Annotated in this window: 16 protein-coding genes; 8 read left to right on the top strand and 8 right to left on the bottom strand. The window is 69.5% G+C overall.

Annotated features, from left to right (window positions below; all coding sequences use genetic code 11):
* Positions 1-85: 85 nt before the first annotated feature.
* The 5 genes from A6A27_RS33700 to A6A27_RS43700 all read right to left on the bottom strand — a co-directional run bounded on the left by A6A27_RS33700 (position 86) and on the right by A6A27_RS43700 (position 6660).
* On the bottom strand, positions 86-838 hold the full coding sequence (locus tag A6A27_RS33700; protein ID WP_073838702.1) for a hypothetical protein: 753 nt from the start codon (positions 836-838) through the stop codon (positions 86-88).
* Between the two features lie 16 nt (positions 839-854).
* Positions 855-2657 (bottom strand): copper resistance CopC/CopD family protein, encoded by a 1803-nt coding sequence (locus A6A27_RS33695; protein WP_073838701.1) that lies wholly within the window; start codon positions 2655-2657, stop codon positions 855-857.
* A 5-nt stretch (positions 2658-2662) separates the two neighbouring features.
* On the bottom strand, positions 2663-3829 hold the full coding sequence (locus tag A6A27_RS33690) for a branched-chain amino acid ABC transporter substrate-binding protein (RefSeq protein ID WP_083673090.1): 1167 nt from the start codon (positions 3827-3829) through the stop codon (positions 2663-2665).
* A gap of 86 nt (positions 3830-3915) precedes the next feature.
* Positions 3916-5394: an LVIVD repeat-containing protein gene (locus tag A6A27_RS33685; protein WP_143194304.1), complete on the bottom strand. Its 1479-nt coding sequence runs from the start codon at positions 5392-5394 to the stop codon at positions 3916-3918.
* A gap of 501 nt (positions 5395-5895) precedes the next feature.
* Complete coding sequence (locus A6A27_RS43700; protein ID WP_143194303.1) at positions 5896-6660, bottom strand: hypothetical protein; 765 nt, start codon at positions 6658-6660, stop codon at positions 5896-5898.
* Positions 6661-6784: 124 nt separating this feature from the next.
* Here A6A27_RS43700 and A6A27_RS33680 point away from each other — a divergent pair, with 124 nt between their 5' ends.
* The 5 genes from A6A27_RS33680 to A6A27_RS33660 all read left to right on the top strand — a co-directional run bounded on the left by A6A27_RS33680 (position 6785) and on the right by A6A27_RS33660 (position 11074).
* On the top strand, positions 6785-7246 hold the full coding sequence (locus tag A6A27_RS33680) for a hypothetical protein (protein WP_073838698.1): 462 nt from the start codon (positions 6785-6787) through the stop codon (positions 7244-7246).
* Positions 7247-7536: 290 nt separating this feature from the next.
* Entirely contained in the window at positions 7537-8235 is a 699-nt protein-coding gene (locus tag A6A27_RS33675) for a bacteriorhodopsin (RefSeq protein WP_073838697.1), read from the top strand.
* A complete protein-coding gene (locus tag A6A27_RS33670) occupies positions 8232-9263 on the top strand; it encodes a Brp/Blh family beta-carotene 15,15'-dioxygenase (RefSeq protein ID WP_073838696.1) in 1032 nt (343 codons plus the stop codon). The genes A6A27_RS33675 and A6A27_RS33670 overlap by 4 nt, the downstream gene beginning before the upstream one ends.
* 246 nt (positions 9264-9509) lie before the next feature.
* Complete coding sequence (locus A6A27_RS33665; RefSeq protein WP_073838695.1) at positions 9510-9878, top strand: VOC family protein; 369 nt, start codon at positions 9510-9512, stop codon at positions 9876-9878.
* Between the two features lie 155 nt (positions 9879-10033).
* Positions 10034-11074, top strand: a complete 1041-nt coding sequence (locus tag A6A27_RS33660) for a glycoside hydrolase family 6 protein (RefSeq protein WP_241825584.1) — start codon at positions 10034-10036, stop codon at positions 11072-11074.
* A 66-nt stretch (positions 11075-11140) separates the two neighbouring features.
* On the opposite strand, the gene A6A27_RS33655 is transcribed toward A6A27_RS33660, so the two are convergent.
* Positions 11141-13231, bottom strand: coding sequence for a bifunctional polysaccharide deacetylase/glycosyltransferase family 2 protein (locus A6A27_RS33655; RefSeq protein WP_073838712.1), 2091 nt, complete (start codon positions 13229-13231; stop codon positions 11141-11143).
* Between the two features lie 140 nt (positions 13232-13371).
* Between A6A27_RS33655 and A6A27_RS33650 the strand changes: the two genes are divergently transcribed.
* The 3 genes from A6A27_RS33650 to A6A27_RS33640 all read left to right on the top strand — a co-directional run bounded on the left by A6A27_RS33650 (position 13372) and on the right by A6A27_RS33640 (position 16695).
* Entirely contained in the window at positions 13372-13662 is a 291-nt protein-coding gene (locus tag A6A27_RS33650) for a hypothetical protein (protein WP_073838694.1), read from the top strand.
* Between the two features lie 418 nt (positions 13663-14080).
* The gene (locus A6A27_RS33645) at positions 14081-15580 is read left to right on the top strand and encodes a protein kinase domain-containing protein (protein WP_073838693.1); all 1500 of its coding nucleotides are present in this window, start codon (positions 14081-14083) and stop codon (positions 15578-15580) included.
* 566 nt (positions 15581-16146) lie between these two features.
* A complete protein-coding gene (locus A6A27_RS33640) occupies positions 16147-16695 on the top strand; it encodes a nucleotidyltransferase family protein (protein ID WP_073838711.1) in 549 nt (182 codons plus the stop codon).
* A 160-nt stretch (positions 16696-16855) separates the two neighbouring features.
* On the opposite strand, the gene A6A27_RS33635 is transcribed toward A6A27_RS33640, so the two are convergent.
* Complete coding sequence (locus A6A27_RS33635) at positions 16856-23041, bottom strand: S8 family serine peptidase (protein ID WP_073838692.1); 6186 nt, start codon at positions 23039-23041, stop codon at positions 16856-16858.
* Positions 23042-23317: 276 nt separating this feature from the next.
* On the bottom strand, positions 23318-26124 hold a 2807-nt coding region (locus A6A27_RS33630), incomplete at its 5' end, for an ATP-binding protein (RefSeq protein ID WP_241825583.1).

The following is a 26124-nucleotide window of genomic DNA, read 5'->3' as shown; positions in this document are numbered from 1 at the left end:
CTCAGGAGGGCTTTGCCCCTCCTGGCTCTTCCAACGGGTATGACTCTCACCCTTCCTCCACTTTCTATAGGTGGTGATATTCGCACTAGCCGAGACGGCCCAGCGTGGTCTTCATCAACGCCTTGACCTTCTCGTCGGAGTCGGCGCGCTTGCCCACGGCCTTGATCTGGGCGTAGCCGACGTAGACGATGGCGTTCTCCTTGTGCACCACAACGGTGATCAGGTCGTCGTAGGTGTCCGGGTTCACATCGGGCGGCGAGGTGTGTACAAGATGCTGGGCGTACCCTTTCCACCCATTGATGTCGATCGACCGGCTGCCGACCTTGTACTCGCCCACCACGGACGGCGGTCCGCCGAGCACGCTGAACGTCGCCGGGCACTTGGTGGCCTCGGCCACGACGGTTTTCATCGTGCTGTCGGCGAGTGAGGGGCTTTCGAAGACCACCGCGCCCTGGGTGACCACCGGAAGGGACGACGGCCCCGCGAGCTGTGGTGCGACGATGATCCGTCCGGTCGGATTCCCGCCCACCGGCTCGATCGCTGGCTCCACGTTGACCTCGACGTCCTCCGACCGTTGCACGTACGGACAGGTCGGGATGCTGTTCGGGGGCGTGTAGACGACGTGCGAGGAGTGGCCGTTGTCCTTGATCTCGGTCGCGCCGTCGCCCAGGTCGCTAGGGCTGACGAGGCCGAAGCGGATGGAGTCCACGGTGTAGGGCGGCTTGGTCAAGGGTTCCGGACTCCCGCTGGAGCAGCCGGCCAGGACGCCGAGGGCGAGCAAGCCGGCGGCGATCGCGGTCGATCGGCTCCGGGACGCCTTCCGGTCAGCGCCTCGCATGTGTGTCACCAACCTTTCAGCGTGCCGTGAACTGGACGCGCACGGGTGTCTCGTCGAAGTCGGAGACTCGGATGTCCAGCCGCAGCACCCACACCCCGGGGAAGGGGATGGACATCGAGTTCGCCACGTAGTGGCCGGGTTCGGCCGCGGTGACGGTGACGGGCAGTGCCGGGACGTCGCGGTCGGGTGATTCGAGCTGACCGGAGATCTCGGGTACCGCGACCAGCGAGCCATCCGGGCCGCTGAGGTAGATGTCGGCCACGTTGCTGCCCGACCTCGCCGGTTCGATCTTCACCTCGACCGAGGCGTCCCGCAGCCCGGCGGCCGGGCCGGCCCGGTCCGCGGCGGTGGCGGGAATGGGGACGGTGGTGTGCACCGGCGGCGCGTAGCTGGTGCGGGCCGGGGCGGTGTTGACGAGGACGGCCGTGATCGACACGACCGCGACCCCGAGCAGGATCTCGCCCACGACCGAGCGGCGCAGCCGGCGCACCGCGGCGGAGGGGGCGGCGTCGAGGCCGAGGGGTTCGCGGCCGCGCCGCCGCACGAACCGCCGCGCTCCGGCGGCGAGGCCCACCACGGCGAGGACGGCGGCGAGCTTGCCGAGAAGCAGCCGACCGAAGTCGGTCGCGCCGAGCGCGGCCCACGTACCCACCTGCCGCCAGGACAGATAGACGCCGGTCACCGCGATCACCGCGAAGCAGATCTGCGCGAGCCGGGAGAACCTGGGCAGCGCGGGCTCCAGGGTGATGACCTGGCTGGTCTCCCGCCTCCCGGCCGGGACGAGTACGCAGGCCGCGAGCGTGATCAGGCCGCCCAGCCACAGGGCCATGGCGAGGAGGTGCAGGCTGGTCGCCGGCACGGCCAGCCAGGTCTGCACGCCGGTCTGCGCGTGATCCGCCAGCGCCCAGGTCAGCGTCAGGGCGACGGCGCCGACCGCGGCGACCGCGGGCAGGACGATCCGGCGGGTGGCGCCGGCGCCGGCCGTCCCGGTCGTGGCAGCGGGAGAGCCGGGGCGTACGGCGATCCCGAAGGTCACGCCGAGGGCGAGCACGATCACCAGCCGCGCCAGCAGCGCGTGGCCCAACCGGGTGGACAGGGCGGCGCCGAGCAGGTCCGGGTCGAACACTCCGGCCAGCGACGTGCCGGCGGCGTACGGCCCCTGTACGAGCAGGACCACCACGGTGCCGGCGGTCAGCACGGCGAATCCTGACCACGCGATGCGCCGGCCGCGGCGGTCGGTACGGCCGGCGGGCCAGAGCACGGCCACGAACAGTGCGCCACCGAGGGCGAGAGCCAGACCGAGAAAGGCCAGGGCGCGGCCGACCGCGTCGACGACGAGGACGGCACGGTGGGCGTCCTGCTCCACCGCGGCGGCCGTAGCACTCGGGTGGCCGATGCTGAAGCTGAACGCACCCGACACTACGTGCGAGTCCGCAGAGGTGACCCGCCAGGCCAGGACGTAGGTTCCCTCGGTCAGATCCGTGGGCAGGCTGACCCGGGCCGTGTTGGCCTTCCCGTCCACGTGACCAGCGGCGCCGATCGCCAGCTTCTTCGCGTTCGTGTCGAGCAGCTGGATCGACCGGTCGTTGAAGCTGACCGCGTCGTCGAAGCGGAGCTGGACCTCCGCCGGGGGCGAGGCCAGCACCTCGCCGTCGACCGGCGAGGTTTCCAGCAGGTAGGCGTGGGCGTACGCCGGATGTGTGGTCGCGGTGGACGCGAGGTCCGTGACCAGGCCGCCGGTCGCGAGGAGGACGACCACCGCCAGCCGCGTGACCAGCCGGGCCCAGCGATGGCGTACGGGGTGCATGCTGTGCGTCATCCGACCTAGTCCGTACGCAGCTTGCTGGCCAGGATGAGCTTGCCGCCCCTGACCTGGGCGATGATGAAGTTGTCGTACGTCAGGGAGTGATCGGCGGCGAAGCGGAGCGTTCCGGTGAAGGTGGTGAAGTTTTCGAGCCGCGGGAGGTTGTCGACGACCTTCGCGGGTGCCGTGTCCCCCGCCTGGCGCACCGCCTGCGCCAACGCGCGGAGCGCGTCGTAGGCCTGCATGGCGTCGCGGCCCGGCTCCCGTCGGTAGCGGTCCTTGAAGCGGGCAGCCCAGTCCGCCGCTGCCGGGAGAAGCCGTGGGCTCGCGGCCATGGCGAGGTATGCGTCATCGGCCGCCGCGCCGGCCGCCTGTTGAAACTCGGGGCTGTCCGACTCGGAGGAGGCCAGGAAATGGCCGGCGTAGCCGGCCTGACGTAGTGCGCTCAGCAGTCGTCCACCTGGTTCCGCGGCCCCCGCCCAGTAGACGAAGTCCGCCCTGGCAGCGGTGACGGTGCTGGCAAGCTTCGCGAGGTCAGGACCCTTCGCTTCGGCGCTCTGCCTGCTCACCGTCAGGCCGTCTGCCTTGACCCGGTCGGTCACCAGGCCGGACAGCCGCTGTGCGGCCGGCGAGCCGTCATCGAGCACCGCCACCCGCTGCGGGCTCCGGTAGCCCATCCAGTGCACCGCGGCCAGCGCCTCCTGATAGACCGTCCCCTCCAGCGGGAACACCGACGGCACCCCGGCCTCGATCAGCCGGTCGGCGCGGGCGGAGGAGACCAGGAACGGCGTGCCAGCCGCGGCCACGGCGTTCGCCGCCGCCACCGCCGCGTCCTCACACAGCCCGCCGACCATCCCCACGACCTTTTTGGCGGCCAGCCCCGTCGCCCCCTGCTCGCCGGTCGCCGGCGCGCAGCCGCCGTCCTCGACGGCCACCTTCACCTGCCGCCCCAGCACCCCGCCCTGGTCGTTGAGCTCAGCGGCAGCCAGCTGCGCCCCGTCGACGAGGTCCTGCCCACGCTCAGCCAGGTCGCCTGACAGCGGGGCCAGCACCCCGAACGTGATCTCGCCCCGCAGCCTCGGGGCGCCCCCGCCCTCGTCAGAGGCAAAGCACGCGGCGAGCAGGCCGCTCACCACCAGCGCGGTCGCGCCCAGCGCGGCCACGCGCACGGCACCTCTGCGTCGCACCGTTCTACCTCCATGTCCGTCATCACCGAAAGCCGGCCCGGGCGCAGCGGGTCGCCACGCTCGGGCCGGTGCTCTCGCTCAGACGGTTACTTGTCGCACGAGTTCCAACAGATCTTGTCGTCCGGCGCGCCGGCCAGCTCGCCGTCGAACCGCAGGACGTCGACGCCCCGGTTGTAGTCCGCGACGTAGACCAGCCCGTTGTGCCAGTAGACGGCCGACGCCGAACCGCCGGTCACGCCCTGCCCCGACGGCACGCGGAAGTAGCCGACCTGGGTCGGGTTCCTCGGATCCGAAACGTCGAGGAAGCGGGTGCCCTGCCCGTACCACCCCTGCGCCACGATGTTGCCGTTCACCGTGAACCAGTGCGCGGAGCAGCTACCGGTGGTGGCCGAACCTTCCTTGCCCCACGGCGACCAGTGGCTGAGCAGTTCCAGCCGGAACGGGTTCTCCGGCGTGGAACGCCAACTCTCGCCGTCGTAGCTGCCCTTCAACGAGGCGATCTTGAACTCGCCCGCCCGCGCGCAGGACGTGACGTTCTCGTTGGTGATGTAGAGCAGCTCGCCCTTGTCGAAGGAGCCGACCTTCTCGGTGGGGTGGTAGGCGTTGTGGTCGAAGAAGTCGTAGAAGGCGGTGCCCGCCGGGTTGATGGGAGTGACGGTCCCGCCCGCGTACGGCACCGGGTCGTACGCCGTCGCGACGCGGTTGCGCTTCTGCACCGGGTCGTAGTGGTTGCCCTCGGTCCAGTAGCCACGTACGCCACCCTCACCGGAGACCCAGGCGACGCCGTCCTTGTCGACGTCAACACTGTGCACGTAGTCGGTGACCCCGTCGAGCCGATCGAGATCGACCGCCCGGTCGAAGGTGTACGGGTGCTTGATGTCGTGGATGTCGGTCACCCGCACCGGGACGCCGTTCCAGGAGGGGTCGTGGCCTGGCGTCCCCGTGTTGGCCGGACCGACCGACCACAGGTACTTGCAGTCGTTGATGCAGGTGGACGTGTGCCCGGCCGGAATCGGGTGGAAGGTGACGATCTCCGGCTTCCACGGATTCTTGACATCGACGATGTAGACGCCGGACTGACCGGTCCTGACGGTGCCGCCGAAGCCGCGCGGGTCCCGAATGAGGAAGACCAGCTTGCGCTTCGGGTCGACGGTCATGTTCTCGCCTTCCCAGAACCTGTCCTGGGTGTCCCCGGGCAGGCGCAGCTCGGCCGCCGTGATCTTCGAGACCAGGGCCGGGTGCTGGGGATCCTCCAGCGACCAGACGGCGAGGCCGCCGGTGCCGTTGGCGAACATGAAGTCGTAGCCGTACTTGTCGTACTTGATGAAGTTCAGCGCCGAATAGCCGCTGACTCCCCTGACGTTGTCGATGAACGTGACGTTCTTCGCGACGGCGGTCGTCGGCACGTTGTGGATGTCGTCGAGGACCGCGCCGCCATGGGCGGAGTTGTCCGACGGGCTCGATCCTGGCGGCTCGGCGGCGAATGCCGCGCCAGCTCCACCCAGCTGCACTACCACAGCCGTCGCCAGAGCGACGGCACCCGCCACGAGGGGCTTCGTTTTCACCACATTTCTCCCTTTGGCAGTTCTCCCTTGGCGACCCTCAGCGCAGCTTGGGCACCGCGCGGCCGAAGAGCGCACGTGGCATGACACTAAAGACGGCACGAGCAGGCCGTCATGGTGCAGTTGTCGAGAAGGTCGCGGTACGGCTCCGTCAATCGTCGTGATCATGCAGGGCCGCAGGTCAGCCAGGCCGTTGCCGCCGATGACACCGGCGCCGTCGTGGCTGCCCTCCTGGCCGAGCGATGCCGACCCGAGGTAGGGCCAGCACCATGGCGAGGGCGGGACTCCGCACCGCTGACCCGACGGCGCCCGTCGCCGGGTCCGCCGCACCGGCCAAGCCGCCGCCCGCCGCCGTGGCGTGGCCTGACGTCAGCTCATGTCGGCGGCGTACGCTTCCCCGCGCACGTCAGCGTCCGGGTGCCGCCGTAGCTCGATCAGCAGACCGCGCCACGGGGGCGCCGGTCGGGAAGGAACGGCCCTGGCCTCGGGGGCGCGTAAGGCCATTCAGGATCCGGTCGTCTGGTATTTGCGGAGCGCAGCTGCGGCGAGCTGGGTGAGGTATTTGTCGCCGCCGGGTTGGTTGCCCTGCTCCTGAACGACCACCAAAGTGGTTCCGATCCGGACGAGTACGGTGTCCCATTCCAGCGTGCCAGAACCGGACGTCGTGCTGCAGCTGACGTGAATACTGTCATCGCCCAGCCGCGGCCCTGGTGCCACTGCGAAGCGGTAGCTGCCGCCGCCCAGGCCGGCCGACGCGACGGTGGGGCAACGGCCGATGAAGGCTCGCAGGTCGCTCGTTGCTCGTCGTGCACCGTCATCTGCATAGGTCCTGATGACTTCGCTTCCCACCCAGAAGCCATCGGGATCCGCGTCATAGGTGAGCGTGGCTGCGGCCATCGCTGACGGAGTCCCGGTTAGCCGCGTGGCCGACAGCAGCGGGATCATGTCCGGGCAGGATACGTCGACGCCTGGGCGTTGATCTCCAGCATCCGGCGGCATGACTGTCGCGATCTCCACAGTGAATCCGGGCGGCACCGAGTCCGCGGCCAACAAGCGTGCGGACAGCGTCGCGGAGTAGCCGGATCCGCCGGTCGCCGGAACTGCCGGGAAAGCTGGCTTCGTGGCTGTGGCCGAACCCGTCGCCTGCGCCGTGGAGGGAATCGTGTCGCCCGCTGATCGATCCGCTGTATCAGCCGTTGAAGAACCGCACGCGGTCACCATGCAGACGGCCGCCACCGCGATTAACCTACGCAGCACCATCCTGAGCACCGGGCGGACTCCACCTCTCGCGCGAGACGCGTCAGGCTAACAGCGTGCGTGGCTTTAGCCGTCGCGCACCCTAAACCGCATGGGCCTCGCAGTTCGCCGGGCTGAGCCTTGCCATCCTGAACACGTGAAGCCGAACCTGGAGAGGATCCCAGGCAACCGCGACCGGGTTGCTCAGGCCATCCTGGCACGGGCGCCGCAATGTATTGATCAGGGCTTTCTCGACTCCCTCGATCCCTCCGCATCGCTCGCCCTCGGACGCTACGGCGTTCGCCTCGCCACCCTTGCGCTACGGGAGACCTCCATCGAGCTATTGCGCCGTTCCTTGCTGGCCACTGCACTCGCCTGGTGCCTGCAACCCGATGATGAACGGGACGTGACGGTGGCTCTGGCGCTGCCGTGGATCGTGGCACAGCGGCTAGGGGCATCTCCGGCGACGGTATTCGGCACGGTGGCGGCTGGTCTCCCAGATGGCCCGATCTCGACCCTCATGAAGGACTTCGGTGCTCGGAAAGACATTACGTTGGCGGCCTTCGGGTGGGACCTGTTGGCCACGACCGACGGACCTGACTTCCGCCCACTGCTCTGAGCGCACGGCCACGCCGGGCCTGCTCATCGAGCGTGGCATCGTCCGTACCGCAGCCCGCTTGTAGATCGACTGAACCTGCCCTAGGCACGCCGGCCACGCGGATGCGGACCAACTATCAACAATATCGCTAAACCGGAATAAACTCGCCAATGCGGAGTCACCCGGCTTGAGAAGGGAGGTCGGCGTACCCGCTGGTGGCGGCCATGCCGCCAGCGAGCACATGCCGGGTCGGCGGTGTCTGACCATCAGGTGCCGCTATCGCCGTACGCCGTCGAGGTCGAGGAGTACATGTGTCCGAGTGGTGGCTGTGGTCGTACGTCATCCTGTGCGCCGCCACCCTGCTGCTGTTCATACGGTGGAGCCGCAACCCGAAGGGTCTCCCCCAGTCCGAATACCGGGGGGTGTTCGTCATCCTGGCATGGTCGGCAATCTGGCACGTCGTCGCGGCGCTCGGCGCCAGCCGGCCGAACACGGTAGACCACATCACGGACTGGTCGCACTACGCCGACTGGATCGTCACCGCACCGCTGCTGGTGTTCTCTCTCGTCCTCACGGCCACGCACGCCATCGCCGAAAAGCGGCTGGGTCTGGTGGCGGCGCTCATCGTGCCAACCTTCCCGATGGTCATTGCGGGACCGGTCGCCGAGGCCATGAAGAGCACTGCGGCCCGTTTCACCATTTACGGAATCGGGGTGGCTGCGCTCGCGCTCGTCCTGGGCCTGATCTGGGGGCCGCTACGGGCCGACGCCGAGCGGCAGCCCGCCCCGATGGCGGCCCACTTCATCGTCGTCGCACTGCTGCTGTCCGTGCTCTGGCTCGCTTTCCCGCTGGTCTGGATCTTGGGGCCGCCTGGAGTCGAGATCGTCGATGAGCAAACCAGTACGATCCTCTTCGTCGTCCTGTCGGCCCTCATGAAGGTTGGCTGGAGCATCGTCGACGTGGGCCGGCTCCGCGCGATGTCCGACCGTGGCCAACTCGCGGTGGCATGAGCAGCCAGCCCATCGCGCACGAGGCGGGGTTCGGCTCGGCCAGCAACAGCAGGCCTCGCCCGTCCGGCCGACCCGACTTCGGCCCTGAGCGCCGGGCGGACCCCCGCCGGGCCGTGCTGCGCCGCGCCGATACTGCGGGCATCATGGCGCTACTCGCCGTACTCGTGCTGTACTTGCCCACCCAGGCCAAGGCAGCAGCGTCCACGCCGCTCCCGGCGCTGCTGGGGCTGCTGCTCGGGCTTCCACACGGTGCCGTCGACCACCTAATTCCCGCCTGGCTCTCGATGAAGGCACGCCGGTGGAGCCGACGCGTGAGCCTGCTGTTCGGCTATGCCGCCATAGCCGGGACCGGGCTACTGGCCTACCGGGCCGCACCGGCCGCGGTCGTGCTGGGCTTCCTGGTCCTCTCCATCGCGCACTTCGGCACCGGCGACGAGGCGTTCCAGGCCGAGCGGGACGGCCGGCGGGTGCGGCTACGCCTGCACGGCGTGCTCGCCTACGGCGCTCCGCCGGTGGTCTTCCCACTCGTGCTGTGGCGCGACCAGGTAGACCAGCTGCTGGAGCGCGTCGCCGCCGGGTCCACCGTGCTGCTCACCAGCGAGGTACGCGCCACCGCCCTAGTCCTCACGGTGTCGGCGGTGGCCATCACCGCCGTACAGGAGGTGCGCGGTCGACGCGGACGCGACCTCGTCCAACTCGGGCTCCTCGCCACCGTGTTCGCGATCGTCCCGCCCGCGCTGGCGTTCGGGGTCTACTTCGCGGCGTGGCATTCGCTCCGGCACATCGCGCGACTGCTCTGCGCCGACCCGGCGAACGCCGCCCACCTGCGGGCCGGTCGGCTGGGTCCTCCGCTACGACGATTCGCCCTGCGCGCCGCGCCCCCCACCGCGGCCGTACTAGTCTCCTTCGCCCTGCTCACCCACCACACCGGGGCCGCGGGAGTCCTGCCCACGACGTTCGCCCTCCTGGCCGCGGTCACCGTGCCACACGCCGTGGTCGTCGCATGGCTGGACCGACGCGCCCGATGATGGGCCGAATTGGCGGTGCGACTCCGCCGCACGGCAAAGTTGCACCGCCTGATGTCAGTTTCCTGCGGTACGGACCGTCCATGAGCTTCCCGATCAGGAAGGGTCAAGCATGTGTCGCCTATCGGTGTGAACTCTCGGCGAGCAGGTCGGATCGGGCTTGAGCTCTGCACGGCGACGACAGCTTAGGCTGCTGCGGTCAACAGCTTCGGACCCGAGACGTCCCTCCCGGCGAAGGCGGAGTTGCCGATGCCCCCACAGCTTAAGCTCACCGCAATAACACTCGACCGCCCGGATCCGAGGGCCCTGGCCGCCTTCTACCAACAGGCCACTGGACTCGACATCGACGCCAAATCCGGCGATGACTTCGTCGCCCTGATCGGCGATGGGGGACTCTTCATCGGTCTGCAACGAGTCGACGACTACCATGCACCGACCTGGCCCGACCAACGCGTACCGCAGCAGCTCCACCTTGACTTCGCCGTCGACGACCTCGACGAGGCCGAGGCCCTGGTCCTGAGGCTAGGCGCGACCAAGCCTGAGACTGAGCCCGGCGGCGACCGATGGCACGTCTTCGTCGACCCGGCTGGACACCCCTTCTGCGTGACGAGAAAGTGATTTACCAACAGACAAACTCAACCGAACCGCGCGCCAAGACTCCTTGACCCCCAGGCAACATCACGGGCCGCTGGCATCGGGAGATCAAGAGCCATCGCCAGGAGGGCCTAGAGAGCCCTCCTAGCCGCGGGGCGGACGCCGGTAGCCTGACCGCCGTGGTGTGCACCATTTACCGTCCCGGGCGACGCCGTTGGGCTCTTGTGCCAGCCGGGGTCGCACTGATCGCGTTGCTGTCGAGCTGCGGCGGTGGCGCTGCGGAACGTCAGGTCGGCAACTCCGCGTCGTTCTCACCGCCCCCGCCCCCGCCGGTCTTTTATGTGGACCCGGACAGCGAGGCCGCTCAGGAGGTCGACCGATGGGAGCGTGCCGGCCGGGTCGTCGACGCGGAGACGCTGCGCCGGATCAGCACCCGCCCGAGCGCGAAGTGGCTGGTCGGCGGCGATGCCCCGGTTCGCGAGGAGGTGGACGACTACTTGGCCCAGGCGACGATCGCGGGCCAGACACCGGTCCTGGTCATTCATAACGTGCCGGACCGGGATTGTGGCCGGCAGGGCTCCGGGGGAGCCGCGACCGGCCAGGAGTACCAGCGCTGGATCCGGGAGCTGGCGGGCGGGATCAAGGGCAGGCCGGTCATCGTGGTCCTCGAACCCGGCGCAGTCCCGGACGCCGTGGATCGGTGCGTCCGCAACCTCAAGGAACGGCTTCTGCTGCTGCGCGACGCGGTCGCCGTGCTCAAGAGCACCGGCGCGGCCCGGGTTTACCTGGATGCCGGGCACCCCGAGTGGATCAGCGACACTGCGTCGCTGGCCACGGCACTGGGCCAGGCCGGCGTCAGGGACGCCGACGGGTTCGCGCTCAACGTCGCCAACTTCATCCGTACGCGGGACAACGTCCGGTACGGCCACCGGTTGTCCGACGCCCTTGGCGGCGATGTCCGGTTCGTGATCGACACGAGCCGCAACGGCAACGGCCCGGCCGCCGGCGCCACCGCGGACGGCGCACCGAGCTGGTGCAACCCGCCGGGCCGGGCACTCGGCGAGGAACCCACCGACGCCCCCGGCCTCGACCGGGTCGACGCGCTGCTCTGGATCAAGTACCCGGGTGAGTCCGACGGAGCCTGCCGCCCCGGCGAACCCGAACGCGGGGTCTGGTGGCCCGAGTATGCTCTCGCGCTCGCCCGCGGCGCGGCTGGCTGACCCGGACGCGCCGCAACATCATCAACTCCAGGCCAGAACGGAACCCACGTCGAGACAGACCCCCAGCTAGGCACGGCCGGGGGCTGGCGGCGCGAGCCCGGTTCGGCGGAGCTTCTGCCAGCCCAGCCGGCCGCCAGTCAACGCGGTGACCACCGACTGGAGCAGCACCAGGTACATCAGTTGCCGATAGGCGAACTGCTGCAGCGGAAGCGCCCAGAGCACTCCAAGCTTCTCCCGGTCGAGCCGGAACGCCGTGATCGCGGTGACGAACTGCAGGCCAAGCATCGCCAGCCAGGCCAGTACGGTCTCCGTCCGGTCGAGGAAGAGCAGGCCGTACACGGCGAGCAGGTCGATCACCGGCGCGCCGAGCGGCAGCAGCACCCCGTACAGCGCCAGGAAGGCCAGGCAGCGCCGGCTGAACCGACCCGAGGCGCCCCGGTCGAAGACCGAAGCCGCGTGTTTCCACATCGCCTGGATGGTGCCGTAGCTCCAGCGATACCGCTGCTTCCACAGTTGTCCGAGGGTGGTCGGCGCCTCGGTCCACGCGCGGGCCGTCTCCTCGTACACCACGTGCCAGCCGGCCCGGCCCAGCGCCATGGTGATGTCGGTGTCCTCGGCCAGCGTCTCGTCAGTCATCCCGCCTACCTCGTTGAGCGCCTGCCGGCGGAACGCGCCGATCGCGCCTGGGACGGTGGGCATGCACCGCAGGGTCTCGTACAGGCGGCGATCCAGGTTGAATCCGATGACGTACTCGATGTGCTGCCACTTGGCGATCAGGCTGCCACGGTTGCCCACCTTGACGTTGCCGGCCACGGCACCCACGCGAGGATCAGCGAACGGCTGGACCAGTCGCCGGACCGAGTCCCGCTCGAAGATGGTGTCCCCGTCCACCATGACGATCAGGTTGAACCGCGCCAACGCGACACCGGTGTTCAACGCGCTCGGCTTGCCCCCGTTCGGCTTGCGCACCACGCGTACGTTCGGCAGCCGGAGGGCCTCGGCGATGTCGGCGGTGCCGTCGGTGGATCCGTCGTCGACCACGACCACCTCGATCCCGCCGGGGTGGTCACCGCCCGCCAGGGACCGCACCGCCGCGGCGATGCCCTCCTTCTCGTTGTACGCCGGGACGACCACGGAGACCGGTTCGGTCACGGGCGGACCCCACGACCAGTCGTGACGCCGTCGCTGGCGTGCGTGCCGCAGGGCGAGCAGGAACAGCAGGACGGTACGCCCGAGCGTGAGCACCCCGACGATCACGAAGAGCACACCGAAGACGTTGAACGTGGCATCGGCACCGCGCACCGCCAGCGCCAGCACGTCACCGCGCCACCGCTCGCCGAGCCTGACCGGGGTGTGCCCCGCCACCGCAACACCTGCCCCGGCCAGCGCGAGGTTCAGCCCCTCGGTCACGGTGGTGAAGCGGTAACCGCGCGCCTTCATCAGCGGGATGTACCGGTCAAGGGCGGCGATCGTCCCCGACCGGTCACCACCGGCGTCGTGCCACAGCGAGATTGCTCCCGCGTATCCCGACGGCGTGGCGTTGGCGATCATCGTCTCGATGCCGGGCTTCGCCCAGTCCAGGCTGTCGACGTCGTTGACCACCGTAAGGTAGCCCAGCTCACCGGCCTGCCGGAGCAGCGGCCAGTCCCCGTCCGTATAGGCGTCCGCGCGCGACGAGTACGGGAAGCGCAGAAGGGAAGTCCGGACTCCGGTGGCGCTGGCGATCGCCATCTGGGTCTGCTCGTACTCCAACTGCCGTCGCCAGCCGGGGAGGTCGGCAAGGTTGGCGTGGGTGAACGTGTGCACGCCGACTTCGTGTCCGGCGGCCACCATCTCCCGGGCCAGCTCAGGATGCCGGACAACCTGCGTGCCCAGGACGAAGAAGGTTGCCTTCACCTGGTGCCGCGCCAGCACCCGGAGCACCTCCGGCGTCCAGCGTGGATCCGGCCCGTCGTCGAAGGTCAGCGCCAGGGTGCGGGGCGGCAGGCGGTGCGACTGGGTACGTCCGTCGGCCCCGACGTTGAGGATGGGGCCGCCGTCGCGTACCTCGGTGGGCACGTTGTCCTGGCCTCTGGGGGTGGCCTTGTGATCGGGTACGAAAGCGGCGTTGGCGTACGCCTCGACGAAGAGCAACCCCCCGAGCAGCACGAACACCATCGCGAGCACGGTCCAACTGGGACGCGGCACAATACGCCGGTACGTCCGGCGCGCGTGACGCTGGGCCTTCAGCCCCACGCCACTGCGGTCACTCACCGGCAGGCCCCTGCCCGGTCGGGCCAGGCGATTCGGGCCCCGGCTTGGGCTTCGGCGACGCGTTCGGCGACGTCGGAACGGAGGGCCGGGGCGCACTCGGCCTGGCCGACGCGGAGCGGCGGGGTGTTGCGCCAGAGCCGGCCGCCGGCGTGGCGGTACGCGGCGAGGTGGACCGGGCCGAAGGCCTGGCGGAGGCACCAGCGGTGGGCGACTGGTCGGGCGAGAGGGTGGGGGGCGGCTGCCAGGACGGGCTCGCAGTGGGTTCGACAAACGGTAAGACGGTCTCGGGACGCGCCGGACCGCCGGCGAAGCTCACCCCCACCAGCAGCGTGTAGCCGACACCGAGCACGCCGACGCCGTACGCGAGGCGGCGCAGCCACCGCCGCCGCCGACCGCTCGGATCGACAAAGACCGGGGGTGGTTCGGGTACGGCGGGAATGATGGCGGTTTGATCCACGCGCGGGATTTTAGTTGCGGAAAGGATTCGCCTTCGTCACCCCCGTACCGTCCGCCTACAACCCTTTAAGAGACTGTTTGAAATGAATTAAGCGTGTTCGTGGATTGTCGCGCGACGGCCGGTAGATCGATGGGCGGTGCCGGCCGGCCGTTTCCTCGGTGCCGATGGCGCGTTGTCCAGCTTGGGGGACCGTCCACCGTGAGGAACTCCTGATGGTTCGTCCGATGACCCCGATGCCGGCCGTCGCGTCACCGCCCCCCGTGTAGCGGCGCGCAGGGTTGGAGCAGTGAGGCCCCGTGCTGGGACGTCTGCTGGATGGCCGCTACCAGTCCGAGGAGCTGCTGGGCAGCGGCGGCATGGGTGAGGTGTGGCGCGGTCGCGATCTGCGCCTGGACCGCCCGGTGGCGATCAAAGTGCTGACCGCGGCGGGTCTGCAGGAGCCGATGGCCGCGGAACGCTTCGACCGCGAGGCCCGTGCGGCGGCCGGGCTGACCCATCCGCACATCGTCGCTGTCTACGACTTCGGCACCGAGGAGGACGACTCCTACCTGATCATGGAACTGGTGGAGGGGCGGAGCGTGTCGGCACTGATCGCCGACGGCCCGCTCACTGTCCTGCAGGTGTTGTCGATCGCCGTGCAGGCCTGCGACGGGATCGCCGCCGCGCACGTGGCCGGGGTGGTGCACCGTGACGTGAAGCCGGGCAACCTGATCGTCACCGCCACCGGCAGCGTGAAGATCTGCGACTTCGGCATCGCCCGCCTTCCTTGGGCAGAGGGGGAGAACACCCTCACCGAGCCGGCGACCAAGCTCGGCAGCAGCTCGTACATGTCGCCCGAGCAGGCCCTCGGCCAGCCGGTGGACCACCGCACCGACCTGTACGGGCTGGGTTGCACCCTCTACGCCATGCTCGCCGGCGGTCCGCCGTTCGCTGGCGAGCCGCTCAGCGTGCTGCATCAGCACGTCAACGAGCCACCCCCGCCGCTGCGCGAGCGCCGGCCCGACGTACCCGCCGAGCTGGACGCCCTGGCCACCGAACTGCTGGCCAAGGATCCCGCCGACCGGCCGTCCGGCGCGCCCGAGGTCCGGGACCGCCTTGCAGCCCTGCTGCCCCGGGCCGGCACGCCGGTTCCCCTCGTGTCGGTCACGCCAGCGGACCCGGGACGGCCGAAGCCGTCCACGCCGGTGACCGCTCTTCCGCCCAGGCGGGGCGCAGTTGGCCCGGCACGCCCCAGGCCGGGCCCGGCACGGCATCGACGCCAGGCGCTGCTGGCGGCGGCCGTGCTCGGCGTCGCGCTGCTCGCCCTGGCCGGCGTCACGCTGCTCGACCGCGACGACCACACCTCGGTCGCGGGGCCGACCACGCCACCGGCATCGGCCGCCACCGCCGTGGCGCCCCGCGTGCCGGCCGTGCCGCTCACCGTCGCGCCTGCCACGCCGACGCTACGCACCGTCGCGTCCGCCGCCCGCAGCCCGGCCAGCCCCACACCGAGCCCTCGGGCCACCTCCCGTAGGCCGAGCCCCACTCCACCCGCTGACCCGATCGCCGGCATGCGACGGTCGATCCGGGATCAGGTGGAAGCCGGTCGGTTGAACCCGGACGCCGCAAAAGACCTGCACACCAAGGTCGACGCGATCGCAAAGGAGATTACCGAAAACGACCCAGACCAGGCCGAGGACCAGCTCAAGAAGCTGCGCGAAAAGCTCGGCGACCTGCGACGCGACGGCAAGCTCACCGCCGACGGCTACGACGCCCTGACCGCCGACGCCGACCGGATCGCCGCCGACCTGCGGTAGACGCCGAGGTGGCCTAGATCGACCCGCTGCTCCAGCACCAGGCGCACCGCTGGCTCCCGCAGGTATCGGCTACTGCTTCGGCATGGTCAGGTCAGATCCCCTCAGGCAAAGAGGTCCCGTGCTCAGCCGATCAGCTGCTCGCCGTTGCCTTGGGCGAGCGTGTACGGCGTCGTAGACGTCGGCCACCGCCTCGGCTGCCGCGGCGTCGGTCAGGCCCGGGTTGCGGGCGAGCAGTGCCTACCGTGCTGCGGTCAAGAACCGGTCGGGGTCCATCACGACGACATCGCGTTGGTGTTCGGATGCTGATCGTCATGCCGACCTTCGGTGCCGCAGCGCCCGTCGTACCGCGAGGGTAGACCGAAGGTGCCGCCCGGCGGCCGATCGCTGTTGCCGGTAGCGGTGGGCCACGAGGCTTAATGGCATGGGACGTCGCCGATCATTGAGCGGAGATGAACCCTGCCGCGCTGGCGCCGGCGCGAAGCACGTCGGTGACAGACTTCGCTCTGCCCTCAGCCCCGCCTCGCAAGCGGTGCGTACGTCCGTCGGTCTAGGGTCCCTGGGTGGTCATGAGCGCGCAGGACGTTGTGGGCGTAATCGAGTCAGACCCGGGAGCAATGAGAGTCCTTCGGGCTACGGCCGACCTTGGATTATCGGACTGGTGGATCGGTGCCGGCTTCGTACGCAACCGCGTCTGGGACGCGATCAGCAATCTCCCGGTCTCGCCGGAGCGCGACGTGGATGTCGCCTACTTCGACCCGGAGAAGCTGGACCCACGCGAGGATGCACGCGCCGAAGCCCAAGCCATGGTGGCCCTGCCTGGGGTGCCGTGGGAGATTCGTAATCAAGCACGGATGCATCTGCGCAATGGCGATGAGGCCTACACGTCCGCCTTGGACGCGATATCGCGCTGGCCCGAAACGGCAACGTGCGTCGCGGTCACGCTGCGGGGTGACTCTGTTCGCCTGGTGTCCTGCCATGGGCTGGCTGACCTTGTGGGAATGGTTGTCCGCCCCTCTCCAGCCTTCGACAACGCAGCCGGCCGCGCGAAGGTACAGCGCCGCGTGGAGGTCAAGGGATGGCTCGACCGATGGGCCGGACTGCGGCTGGAGGTCTAGCAGTCCCAGTGGAAGCTCTCCCGCGGGTTCGGCATCGCCAACCTGCTGATCATCCACCGCTTCTCCGATCTCGAGGCCGTCGGCGACCTAAGGTCAGAGCCTCCCCGGCAATCCTTTCCGAGGAGGCTCTGACCACTACTGGCGGACCGGTTCGGCTATCTCATAGGCGCGGGTCCTCCTGGACCTTCAGGGCGTTGAGGATCGGCTCGCGCTCGCCGATCTCGGAGCGCAGCTCGACCTTCAGGTCGCCGCCGGTGTGCTTGACGGTGACCGTGTTCACGTCCGCGGTCAGCGCGCCCGCCTTCGCCTGTACGTCGTGGTCGTGGAGCACGGCCTTGCCGTCGACCAGGACGTCGAAGGTACGCATGCCGGCCTTGACCTTGTCGATCTCCGCGAAGCCGAGGCCGATCTGGTACGTGCCGACGGGCGCGTCCTTGAACACGTAGGCGAACGTCTTCCCGGTCCGCTGGGTCCGGAACAACGCGTCGTCGTCGGTGCCGGCGATGTCCGCCTTGGTGGCGCGCGCGTCGCCGCCGACGTACCCCCACGGGCTCGAGTCCAGCGGCTGGTCGGGCGACCAGACGAAGGCGTCGGCACCCACGTGCCCGGAGCCGCCCACGTCGACGCCCTGCCAGTAGGCAGAGGTCGCCAGACGGACCGGCGTGTACTGGGTGTCGCCCTTGCCGGCGTTCGACGCCACGAGCACGTCACCGACGAGGACGCCGGGCTGGAACCCGGTGTTGTCGACGATCGCCGTGACCGTGGTGGACTCACCGACCGCGAGCTGGACCGTGCCGGTCGCGGCCTCACCCGTCAGCGTCAGCCACGGAAGGTCGGCAGCCTCGTGTCCGCCGTTGGTACGGCGTTGCTCGCTCAGCTGGACCTGCAGTGGCGCGGAACCGGTGTTGGTCACGGTCACGTCAGCGCTGGCCGCCTCGTCGGAGCTGAGGAACCAGTCGAGGTCTGCTCCGGTGATGGTCGCGATGCCTGTGGTGAGCGCGGTGTCGACCACCTCGGCCTGGTCCTTCTTGGCGATGGTGACCGGGCGGCTGGCCGTGACGTAGTTCGGTGCCCCGACCTGCACGGTGGTCTCGCCGACCAGCGCCTGCGCCTTCCAGCGGCCCGCTGCGTCGGCCGTGATGACCCGGTCGCCAGTCGGCGACTTCAGCGTGACGATCGCACCCGCGATCGGCTTGCTGTCGTTCGCGTCGGTGACGGTGCCCTCGATCGTGCCCGCGGCCGGGAGGGTGTATTGCAGCCCCAGGCCGGCCGTGAGGACGGGCTGGTTGAAGGAGTACTGGCTCGCGGGGTTGCGCTTGAGGCTCTCCACGCCGACTGTGGCCGACGATCCGCGGGTCACGGGCTTCTCGTCACCGATCCCGTCGCCGTACCCGATCTGGATCCGTCCGTCCGCGATCAGGGTGACCGAGAAGCTCACGCGGGCCGTCCGGTCACTGTAGAAGGTGACGTTGCGCCACTCGATGACCTGCGCCGCCAGCCCGTCCACCTCGGTCGTGCCGAGGTAGATGCCGCCCTGTGCGTCGACGATGAGGTCGTCCCAGAGCGGATAGATCGCGTCGATCGGACTCCGCGACGGCAGTGCCGTGTTGTTCCCCAGCGCGCTGGCGCGGTCGAAGACCAACGAGCCGTTCGTCCCCACGCACACGCCGTCCCAGGACGTGTCGTAGAACGGGAAGCGGAAGCTGGAGTCGAACCACAGCACTCCGCAGAGGTCGTCGCCGATCCAGCCGGAGTTCTCGGTGCCCTGGCGGTAGAGCCCGCTGGTCGCCGTTAGCGAGTACGAGCGACCGGCGGGAGCCACCGGCACCTCGCCCGGCTTCGGCTCCTCGGGCACTGGCTGCTGCTCAACCTGGTCTGCGCGCGGGTCGAGCGTCACGCGCAGCGCGGCGATGCTCGGGGCGCGCAGGCCCTTCGAACCCCGCAGTTCCACGGTCAGCGGACCGCCCTCGTGCTTCACGACGGCGGTGCGCCAGTCGGCGGCGTTCGACCCCACGGCCGCGGCCGCGTCGTACGCGTACTCGGTCAGCGAGCCGTCCACGAGGACGTCGAACACCCGCTTCCCCTTGGCCACCTTCTCGATCTCGGCGAACCCGAGATCGATCGCGTAGGTGCCCTTGGGCGCGTCGGGGAAGGTGTAGGTCAGGTCCTTGAGTGGCGTGGTGCGCTGCGACTGGAACAGCTTGTCGTCCGTCGTGCCTTCGATCCCGGCCTGCGTGGAGGTGACCTTCGTCTTCCCCTCGTAGCCCCACGCCCCGTCGCCGGAGGCCTGGTCGCCGGACCAGGTGAAGCCGGAGCCGTCGGTGAACGACGGGCCGCCGGCGTTGACGCCGACCTGGTACTTCGTGGTCGTGAGCGTCACCGGGACGTAGGTCTTGGACTGGCGTCCGGAGTCGGACCTCACCACGATGTTCGCGCCGAGGACTCCTGGCTTGGCACCCTTCGAGGAGACCGAGACCTTGACGGTCGTCGACTGACCCGGAGCGAGGGTGCCGCCGGTCGAGGAGAGCGACAGCCACGGCAGGTCGGTGAGCAGGTCGTCCTCGACGTCGACGAGCACGACGTCATCGGCGATCTGGTCCGCGGCCCAGAGCGCCCCGGTGGAGTCGGTCTCGAGACCGCCGCCCTGGCCCGTCTTCTGGCCCGGGAACCACCACGCGTTGACGAGCGAGCAGTCGTCGGGGTTCACCTGCAGCAGGCGGGTGGGCCTGTTCGAGGTGAGATCGGTGTACCAGATGGTGTCGGACGCCTGGTTGTAGGCCAGGCCCATCACCTCGGGCAGCGGCGGGGCGCAGAAGGACAGCATCTCGCCCGCGTTGTCGTGCGACGTGCCCGCGACGGTCCCGATCATGCCGTTCCTCCGGCCGCCGACGTAGAACACGTCCTCCGCCGGGTTGTAGGCGAGTCCGGTCAGCTGCAGCGTGGACCAGGCCCCCTTGATCTGCCGTGTCTCCTTCCCGGTCTCCCGGTCGAAGCAGTGGATGTAGCTGGCCGGGCTGTCCTCCATCTGGCACATGTCGCCGGTCTTGGTGTCGAGCGCCATGTCGAATGCCCGGTACGCGGGGTTCCACGACGCGCCGAAGACCTTGCCGGTCGGCTTGCCCGTCACCGTGTACGCGGTGTTGGTCCGCTTGTCGTAGTCGTGGACCCAGACGTCACCGTCGTACCCGATGCCGCTGGGCTCCTTCTCGGCGATCGTGCCCGGGATCTCGATGCGGGTGAGGACGTCGCCGCCGGAGGTCGTGCCGACCTTGGCGGCGGCCTGTGCCTCCGCGGCGCTCACCGTCGCATCCCTGCCGTCGACGTTCGACGGCTTCATGCCGCTCGCGCCGGCCTTCCAGGCGGTGAGGTCGATGGTGCTGTTCGCACCCGTCCCGGTGCGCGTGGTGGCGCCGGCGGCGTCGAGCTCGGGGTGGCGCGCGGCCTCCCCCAGGTCGTAGGTGAGCGGTGCGGAACCGGTGTTGGTCAGGGTCAGTGTGCCGACGCCGTTCTGGTCGGTGCCCAGCACCGCGTCGAGGCCGTCGGCCTTCAGGCCGGCGACACCCGTGGTCAGACGTGCGTCGATCTTGGCCTTCGCGTAGAGCTTGTCGAGGGAGAAGGGGTATGCCGCGGTCGTGTAGTTCGGCGCGTCGACCGTCATCGTGTAGTCGCCGACCGGAAGCTGGCGATGCACGATGCCCGTCCCGTTGGTCGTGACGGTCTCGACGAGCCCATTCTTGTTCGTGAACGAGACCTTGGCCCCGGCCACCGGTAGCCCGTCGTTCTGGTCGACGACGGTCGCGTCGAGGTAGCCCCAGTCGGGAAGGTCGTAGGTAACGATCATCCCGTCGTGCAGCACCGGGGCGTTGTCGGAGAACCGGATGCCGTCGACGCCGGCCCAGCCCTGTATGCCGGTGATGGCGCGGGCGCCGCCGGTCACCGGGTCGTCGGTCCCGATGCCGTCGCCGTACACGAAGATCACCTTGCCCGAGCGGGTGAGCGTGGCCGAGAAGCTGACCGGCTCCGTGTACTCCGACCGGATCGGGTAGGCCCAGATCTTGGCGTTGCGGAACTCGATGACGAACGCGTCCTCGCCGTCGACCTTGGTGGCCGCCGTGAAGACTCCCCCGCCGGGGGCGAACTGGACGGGGGTCTGTACGTAGAACGGGAAGATGCCCGCACCGCCGGTGCCGGGTCCGGTGGAGGCGTCCGGGGAGATCACGCCGCGCAGGCTGATATTCAGGGTGTCGTGGCTCCCGTTGTAGAGCGCGACCGGGAACGGCAGCTTCACCGTGGCCCAGACGCCGCTCGGGAACGCGACCGGGTCGGTGCCGCGCAGGTACTCGCCTTCGGAGACGGAGCAGGTGTAGCCGCCCTCGTCGACGACGAGCGCGACCGGGATCTCGGGCGACTCGTTCTGCGCGCCGACGGTCAGCGGGACTGTCGTGGGCGAGAAGCAGGCGTTGGGCTTGATGTTCAGCGTGTACCCGCCCTCGGGGACAGCGGTGATCGTGAACGCGCCGTTGGCATCAGTGCGTACCGCGGCCAGCGGCGTGTCCTTGACGGAGACGTCGGCGTTCGGGACGGGCTGCTTCTTGTCGTCGACGACCCTGCCGCTGATGTCGTGGCGCGCCGCGGCGGTGAGGGGAACCTCGAGCGAGGTGTTCTGGCCGAGGGTGATCGTGGCGCTCGCGGTCGCGGTCAGGTAGCCGAAGACCTTGGTGCTGATCTGGTAGTCGCCGACCGGGAGGTTCATCATGAACCGGCCGTCCTTGTCGGTCCCGATCGACCGGCTGAACGGTCCGCTGATCGTCACCTCGGCGGCGGGGACCGGGGCGCCGTTGGCGGTGACGATCCCAGTCAGGGTGCCGCCCTGGCGCGGTGCGAGCTCGAGCAGGCGGACGAGGTCGAGCCGACCCTCGCCGTACTTGTTGTTGAAGGCGGCGGTGCCGCCGCACTCGGTGTCGTCGACATCGACGGCCGACTCGGCGAGCAGCCGGCGGGTCTCCTCGACCTGCCCGATGAGGGTCGGGTCATAGCTCCACAGCGCCGCGACGGCGCCGGCGACGTGGGGAGCCGCCATCGAGGTGCCGGACATCTCGGTGTAGCTGTTGTTCGGGTAGGACGACCGGACGGTCACGCCGGGGGCCGAGATCTCGGGCTTGATCCGACCGCCTTCACCCTCGCCCTTGCGGGAGAACGACGCGAGCGTGCCGTTCGACGCGTAGGCGCCGACGGAGTAGGCGCTCTCGGCGGAGCCGGGCGAGGAGACGGTGTCACAGGCCGCGTACGGCGAGGTGTTACCCGATGACCAGACGCTGAAGATGCCCGCAGCGCTCCAGGCCTCGTCGATGGCCTGGAAGAAGTCGTCGAAGTTGTGCTCCACGCTCTGGCCCCACGAGTTGTTGATGACGTGGGGGCGCTTGGAGACGTCCGGGTTGTTCCCGTGCACATCGGTCGGGGCGAGCAGCCACCAGCCGGACTCGAGCAGCGACTCGGGGCCGTTCGACGCGCAGCACCCGTTCGTCGCGATCCACTGCGCGTCCGGCGCGACGCCGACGTGGTTGGTGCCGTCGTCGCCGACCATGGTGCCCATGGTGTGCGTGCCGTGCCCGTTGTCGTCGCACGGCGCGCCCGCGCACGTGCCCCGGGTGGCCATCCAGTTGTAGTCGTGGTTGAACGTGCCGTCGCCCTTGTTGCCGCGGTACGAGCCCACCAGCGCCGGATGGTCGAACTGGACGCCCGAGTCGAGGTTGGACACGGTGATGCCCGCACCGGTGGCGCCCATGGCCCAGGCCTTGGGAGCGTGAATGGCGTCCAGACCCCACGAGACGGTGCCCGCCTCGGCGGCGGCCGTCGGGGCGGCGGGGCGGACGGCCTGGTCAGCCGGGCTCTTCTCGTCCACGGGCTCGACCAGCGCGACCTGCGGCGTCGCGTGGATCTCGGCGACGTGCACCACCGAGGCCACGTCGAGGGCGAGGTTCTCGGTGCCGCCCTTGACGAGCACAGCGTTGGCGATCGGGTAGGAGGTGTATTTGACGCCTGCCCGGTCGAGTTCGGCGGAGACGGATGCCACGGAGTTCTTCGCCGCTGCGGTCAGCGCGTCGTAGACGAACTGACCGCGAGTGGTCCAGTCGGCGATCTTCTTCGCCTGCGCGAGGTTGGCCTTGGTGTCGAACGTGATCCAGAAGTCGGAGACCGGCTTTGTGCGGAAGCGGTCCTTCAGGTCCGACGCGATCTTGCTGGCGGCCGCACCGGGATCCGGCTCAGCGGCCGACGCCGATGGTGGCGCGATCATGCTCAGGCCGACCGCTACGGCCAGCGAGGCGGCGAGGGCTTTGGGTCTCATGTGGGGGTCCTCCGCCTACAGGGGTTGGTAGGGGTCGTGGCTCTTGTGGTCGCCGGCATCGCCGGCGTCGCGGGCGTCCCCGCCATCGCCGGCGTCGCGGGCGTCGCGGGCGCTGACGCGCGGCTCGCGTGAGAGCTCAAGTGGTGGCTGGTGCTCGCTGACGGAGTCGTCACGCGCGATAGGTCGCTCAGGCATGCGCTGCCCTAGGGCCATGGATCATGGAGTCATGCTCGGCGGGGACGAGCGACCTTCGCTATCACGCGGATACGTCAATTTTCACGACGGGTCGTCGAGGGAATCCTCTTCTGCGAACACTCCGGCCTCTACCGCCTTGACCGCGAGCGCGGTCCGGGAGGACACCTTCAACTTGCGCATCGCCGCACGCAGCTGTTGATCCACCGTGGCCGGCGACTTGGCCAGAATCCGGCTGATCTCCCGGTTCGTCTTGCCGGCGACAACCAGTCGGACCACGTCGAGCTCACGAGGTGAGAGCCGGTCGCCGTACCCCCGTCGACCGCCGCGCCACAATCGCGGAACCTCGGCGCCGTGTTCGCGAAGCCGCTGTGCGACACGGTCTGCATCGCCGCGGGCTCCGAGCCGGAACAGTTGCTCGTACTGTGCGGCCAGCAGCTCTCGGCCCTGTTCGATCTGGCCTTGGGCCATGAGCGCCTCGGCTTGGCGCTCGCGGGCGAGCATGGCGTCGTAGGGGCGCGGCAACGCGCTCCAGGCGCGCGCCGCCCGGTCGTACGCGGTCGCCGCGCGGGCGTGGTCTCCGGCTGCGGCGACCAGCAGGGCACGGCATACGGTGAGCGCCGCGCGAGGCGCGGGCGCCGTACGGCCACGCAGTCCTCTGGCGAACTGGTCGCCCAGGCGTGTCGCGGCCTCAAGGTCGCCCGCGGCGAGGTGCGCCTCGATCCGGGCGGGGACGAGGTCCGTCGCCCAGACCCAGATACCTTTTCTCCGGACTGTGTCCATCGGCTCGTTCGTGATCTGCAGCGCCCGGCCGCTGTTTCCGTCCGTCAGCCACAGTCTGGCCAGCGCAGCGGCGGCCTCCATCGTGTCGTCGGCTGCGCCGAGACGGGCAGACTCCTCGAGGACCAGCCGGAACTGCTCCTCCGCAGCGCGCCGCCGTCCGGCCGCGGCTGCCAGCCGGGCCGCGAGCCGAATGCTGCCGAGGTAGAGCGCCGGCCGGTCTCGGTCGGCATCGGCGAGTGCCGCGCTTCGCTCCGCGAGACCCTCCCACCGGCCGGTGAGCCACGCCAGGTTGGCCTGTTCGAGTCGGACGTTGTATTGCAACCGGGACGCCTGCTCGGCCTCGGCAAGGCGCATGGCCACGACGAGATGTGCCTCCGCCTCGGCGTACCGACCCCAGATCAGTGCGCCGGTCCCGACATTTGCGTGGATGCGGGCCACGTCGAGACGCTCCGCCGAGGTCGCACCGTCGATGGGCAGGTCGGCGACGACGTCCCAGGCCTCCTCTTCGCCGAGCATGAGCAACGCAGCGGCACGGTTGCCGGCCAGGTTCAGCCGCTCTGCGGGAAAATCGAATGCGGCGGCGAGCTCAGCGGCGCGATCCAGCCAACGCCGATGAGTCGACGCCGGCCACGGTCCCGCATAGGCCCATCCAAGATAGGTCATCGCCCGAGCCGCCTCGACCGGGTCATGGTCGAGGTTGGCCACCGCCTGCTCGAGCTCGCTGAGTGCGGCCTGCGCCTCACCCCCGGTGATCAGGAGCCGACCCAGGGGGTTGCGAATCTCGGCCTGCTGGCGTGCGGAGAGACCGGGGGTCTTCAGCACCGAGCGCAAGGTACGGATCACGCGGTGGTAGACCTCGTCGACCGGTTCACGACGGCCCAGTGCGGCCACTCCGGCGATGCGCGCGACTCGTGCCCGATCCGACGGCGGCAGCTCGGGCCACGACAACAGATCGACCAGCAAGGCGACCGCCTTGGTGTGGTCACCCGAGGCCATGGCCAGTTCGGCGCCCTGCTCGGCGTACCGCGCCCAGGACTCCGTCTCGCCCGCCTCACGGAAGTGGCGGGCAAGGCGTGCGACAGGCGGCGGATGGATGTCCTCCAACGCCCGGCCGGCCAGCAGGTGGAAGTGTCTGCGATCGGTCAACGGGATCGCTTCGTAGACAGCCGTGGCGGCCAGCACATGCCGGAACCGCCACTGGTCGCGGTCGTCTCCGTCCAGTACGCCGGCATCGGCCGCCTCGGCGATAGCGCCTCGACAGGCATCTGGTGACAGACCGGCGGTCACCGTGATCGTGGCCACCGATGACCGCTCAGCCAACGTCGCCGCGGCTCGCAACACCTGCTGCGCCGTCGGCGACAGACGGCCCACCCGCTCTCGGGTGGAGTCGCGCACCGTTGGCGGCACCTGTAGCTCGCGCAGCTTCAGCCGGACCCATTGCCCGTCGCGGAAGACGAGGTCGGCACGGTCGCACATGAGGCGAACCGACTCCTCCAGCGCCAGAGGAACGCCACCGGTCCGCTCGTGCATGAATGTCGTGAACTCCTGCGAGATCGGGTTGCCGTCCAGCATCGAGGACACCAGCGCAGCCGTGTCGTTGGGTCGCATCGGCGCCAGGGCGATCCTCAGCTGGGTCACGCCAGCAGGCAGCCGGGACGTCAGCCGCAGCAACAGCGATCCGGCGTCCACCTCCTCCGGCCGATAGGAGATCACGAGGCTTGGCCCGTCCGACTGCTGTCGGGAGGTGACGAACAGCAGGAACTCCAAGGTCACCTCGTCGGCCCAGTGAGCGTCCTCGAGCACGAGAACGTCGACACGCAGAGCCCGGATCAGTTCGTCCAGGGCGCGGAACAGACGATGCCGTGCCGCCTTCGCATCGTCCAAGGGCTCCAATGCGGGCGGCAGGTCCGAGGACCATTCAGGGAAAAGGGGCCGTAACGCACCCGCAAGATCGGTGAGCCGCAGTCGCGACGCCGGCCGGTCGATCCCACGGAACGCGTCGACGATCGGCCCCAACGTCAGCGACTCTCGAAGCGGTGGGCACACCGAGACCAGGGCGGTGCGCTGGTGCGGCGCGGCCAACCACTCTCGCAGCAGTCGGCTCTTCC

This window comes from Micromonospora sp. CB01531 (assembly GCF_001905095.1).
Classification (GTDB): Bacteria; Actinomycetota; Actinomycetes; order Mycobacteriales; family Micromonosporaceae; genus Micromonospora.
Note: the sequence above shows the minus strand (reverse complement) of the source record. Positions and strands in the feature narration are given on the sequence as shown.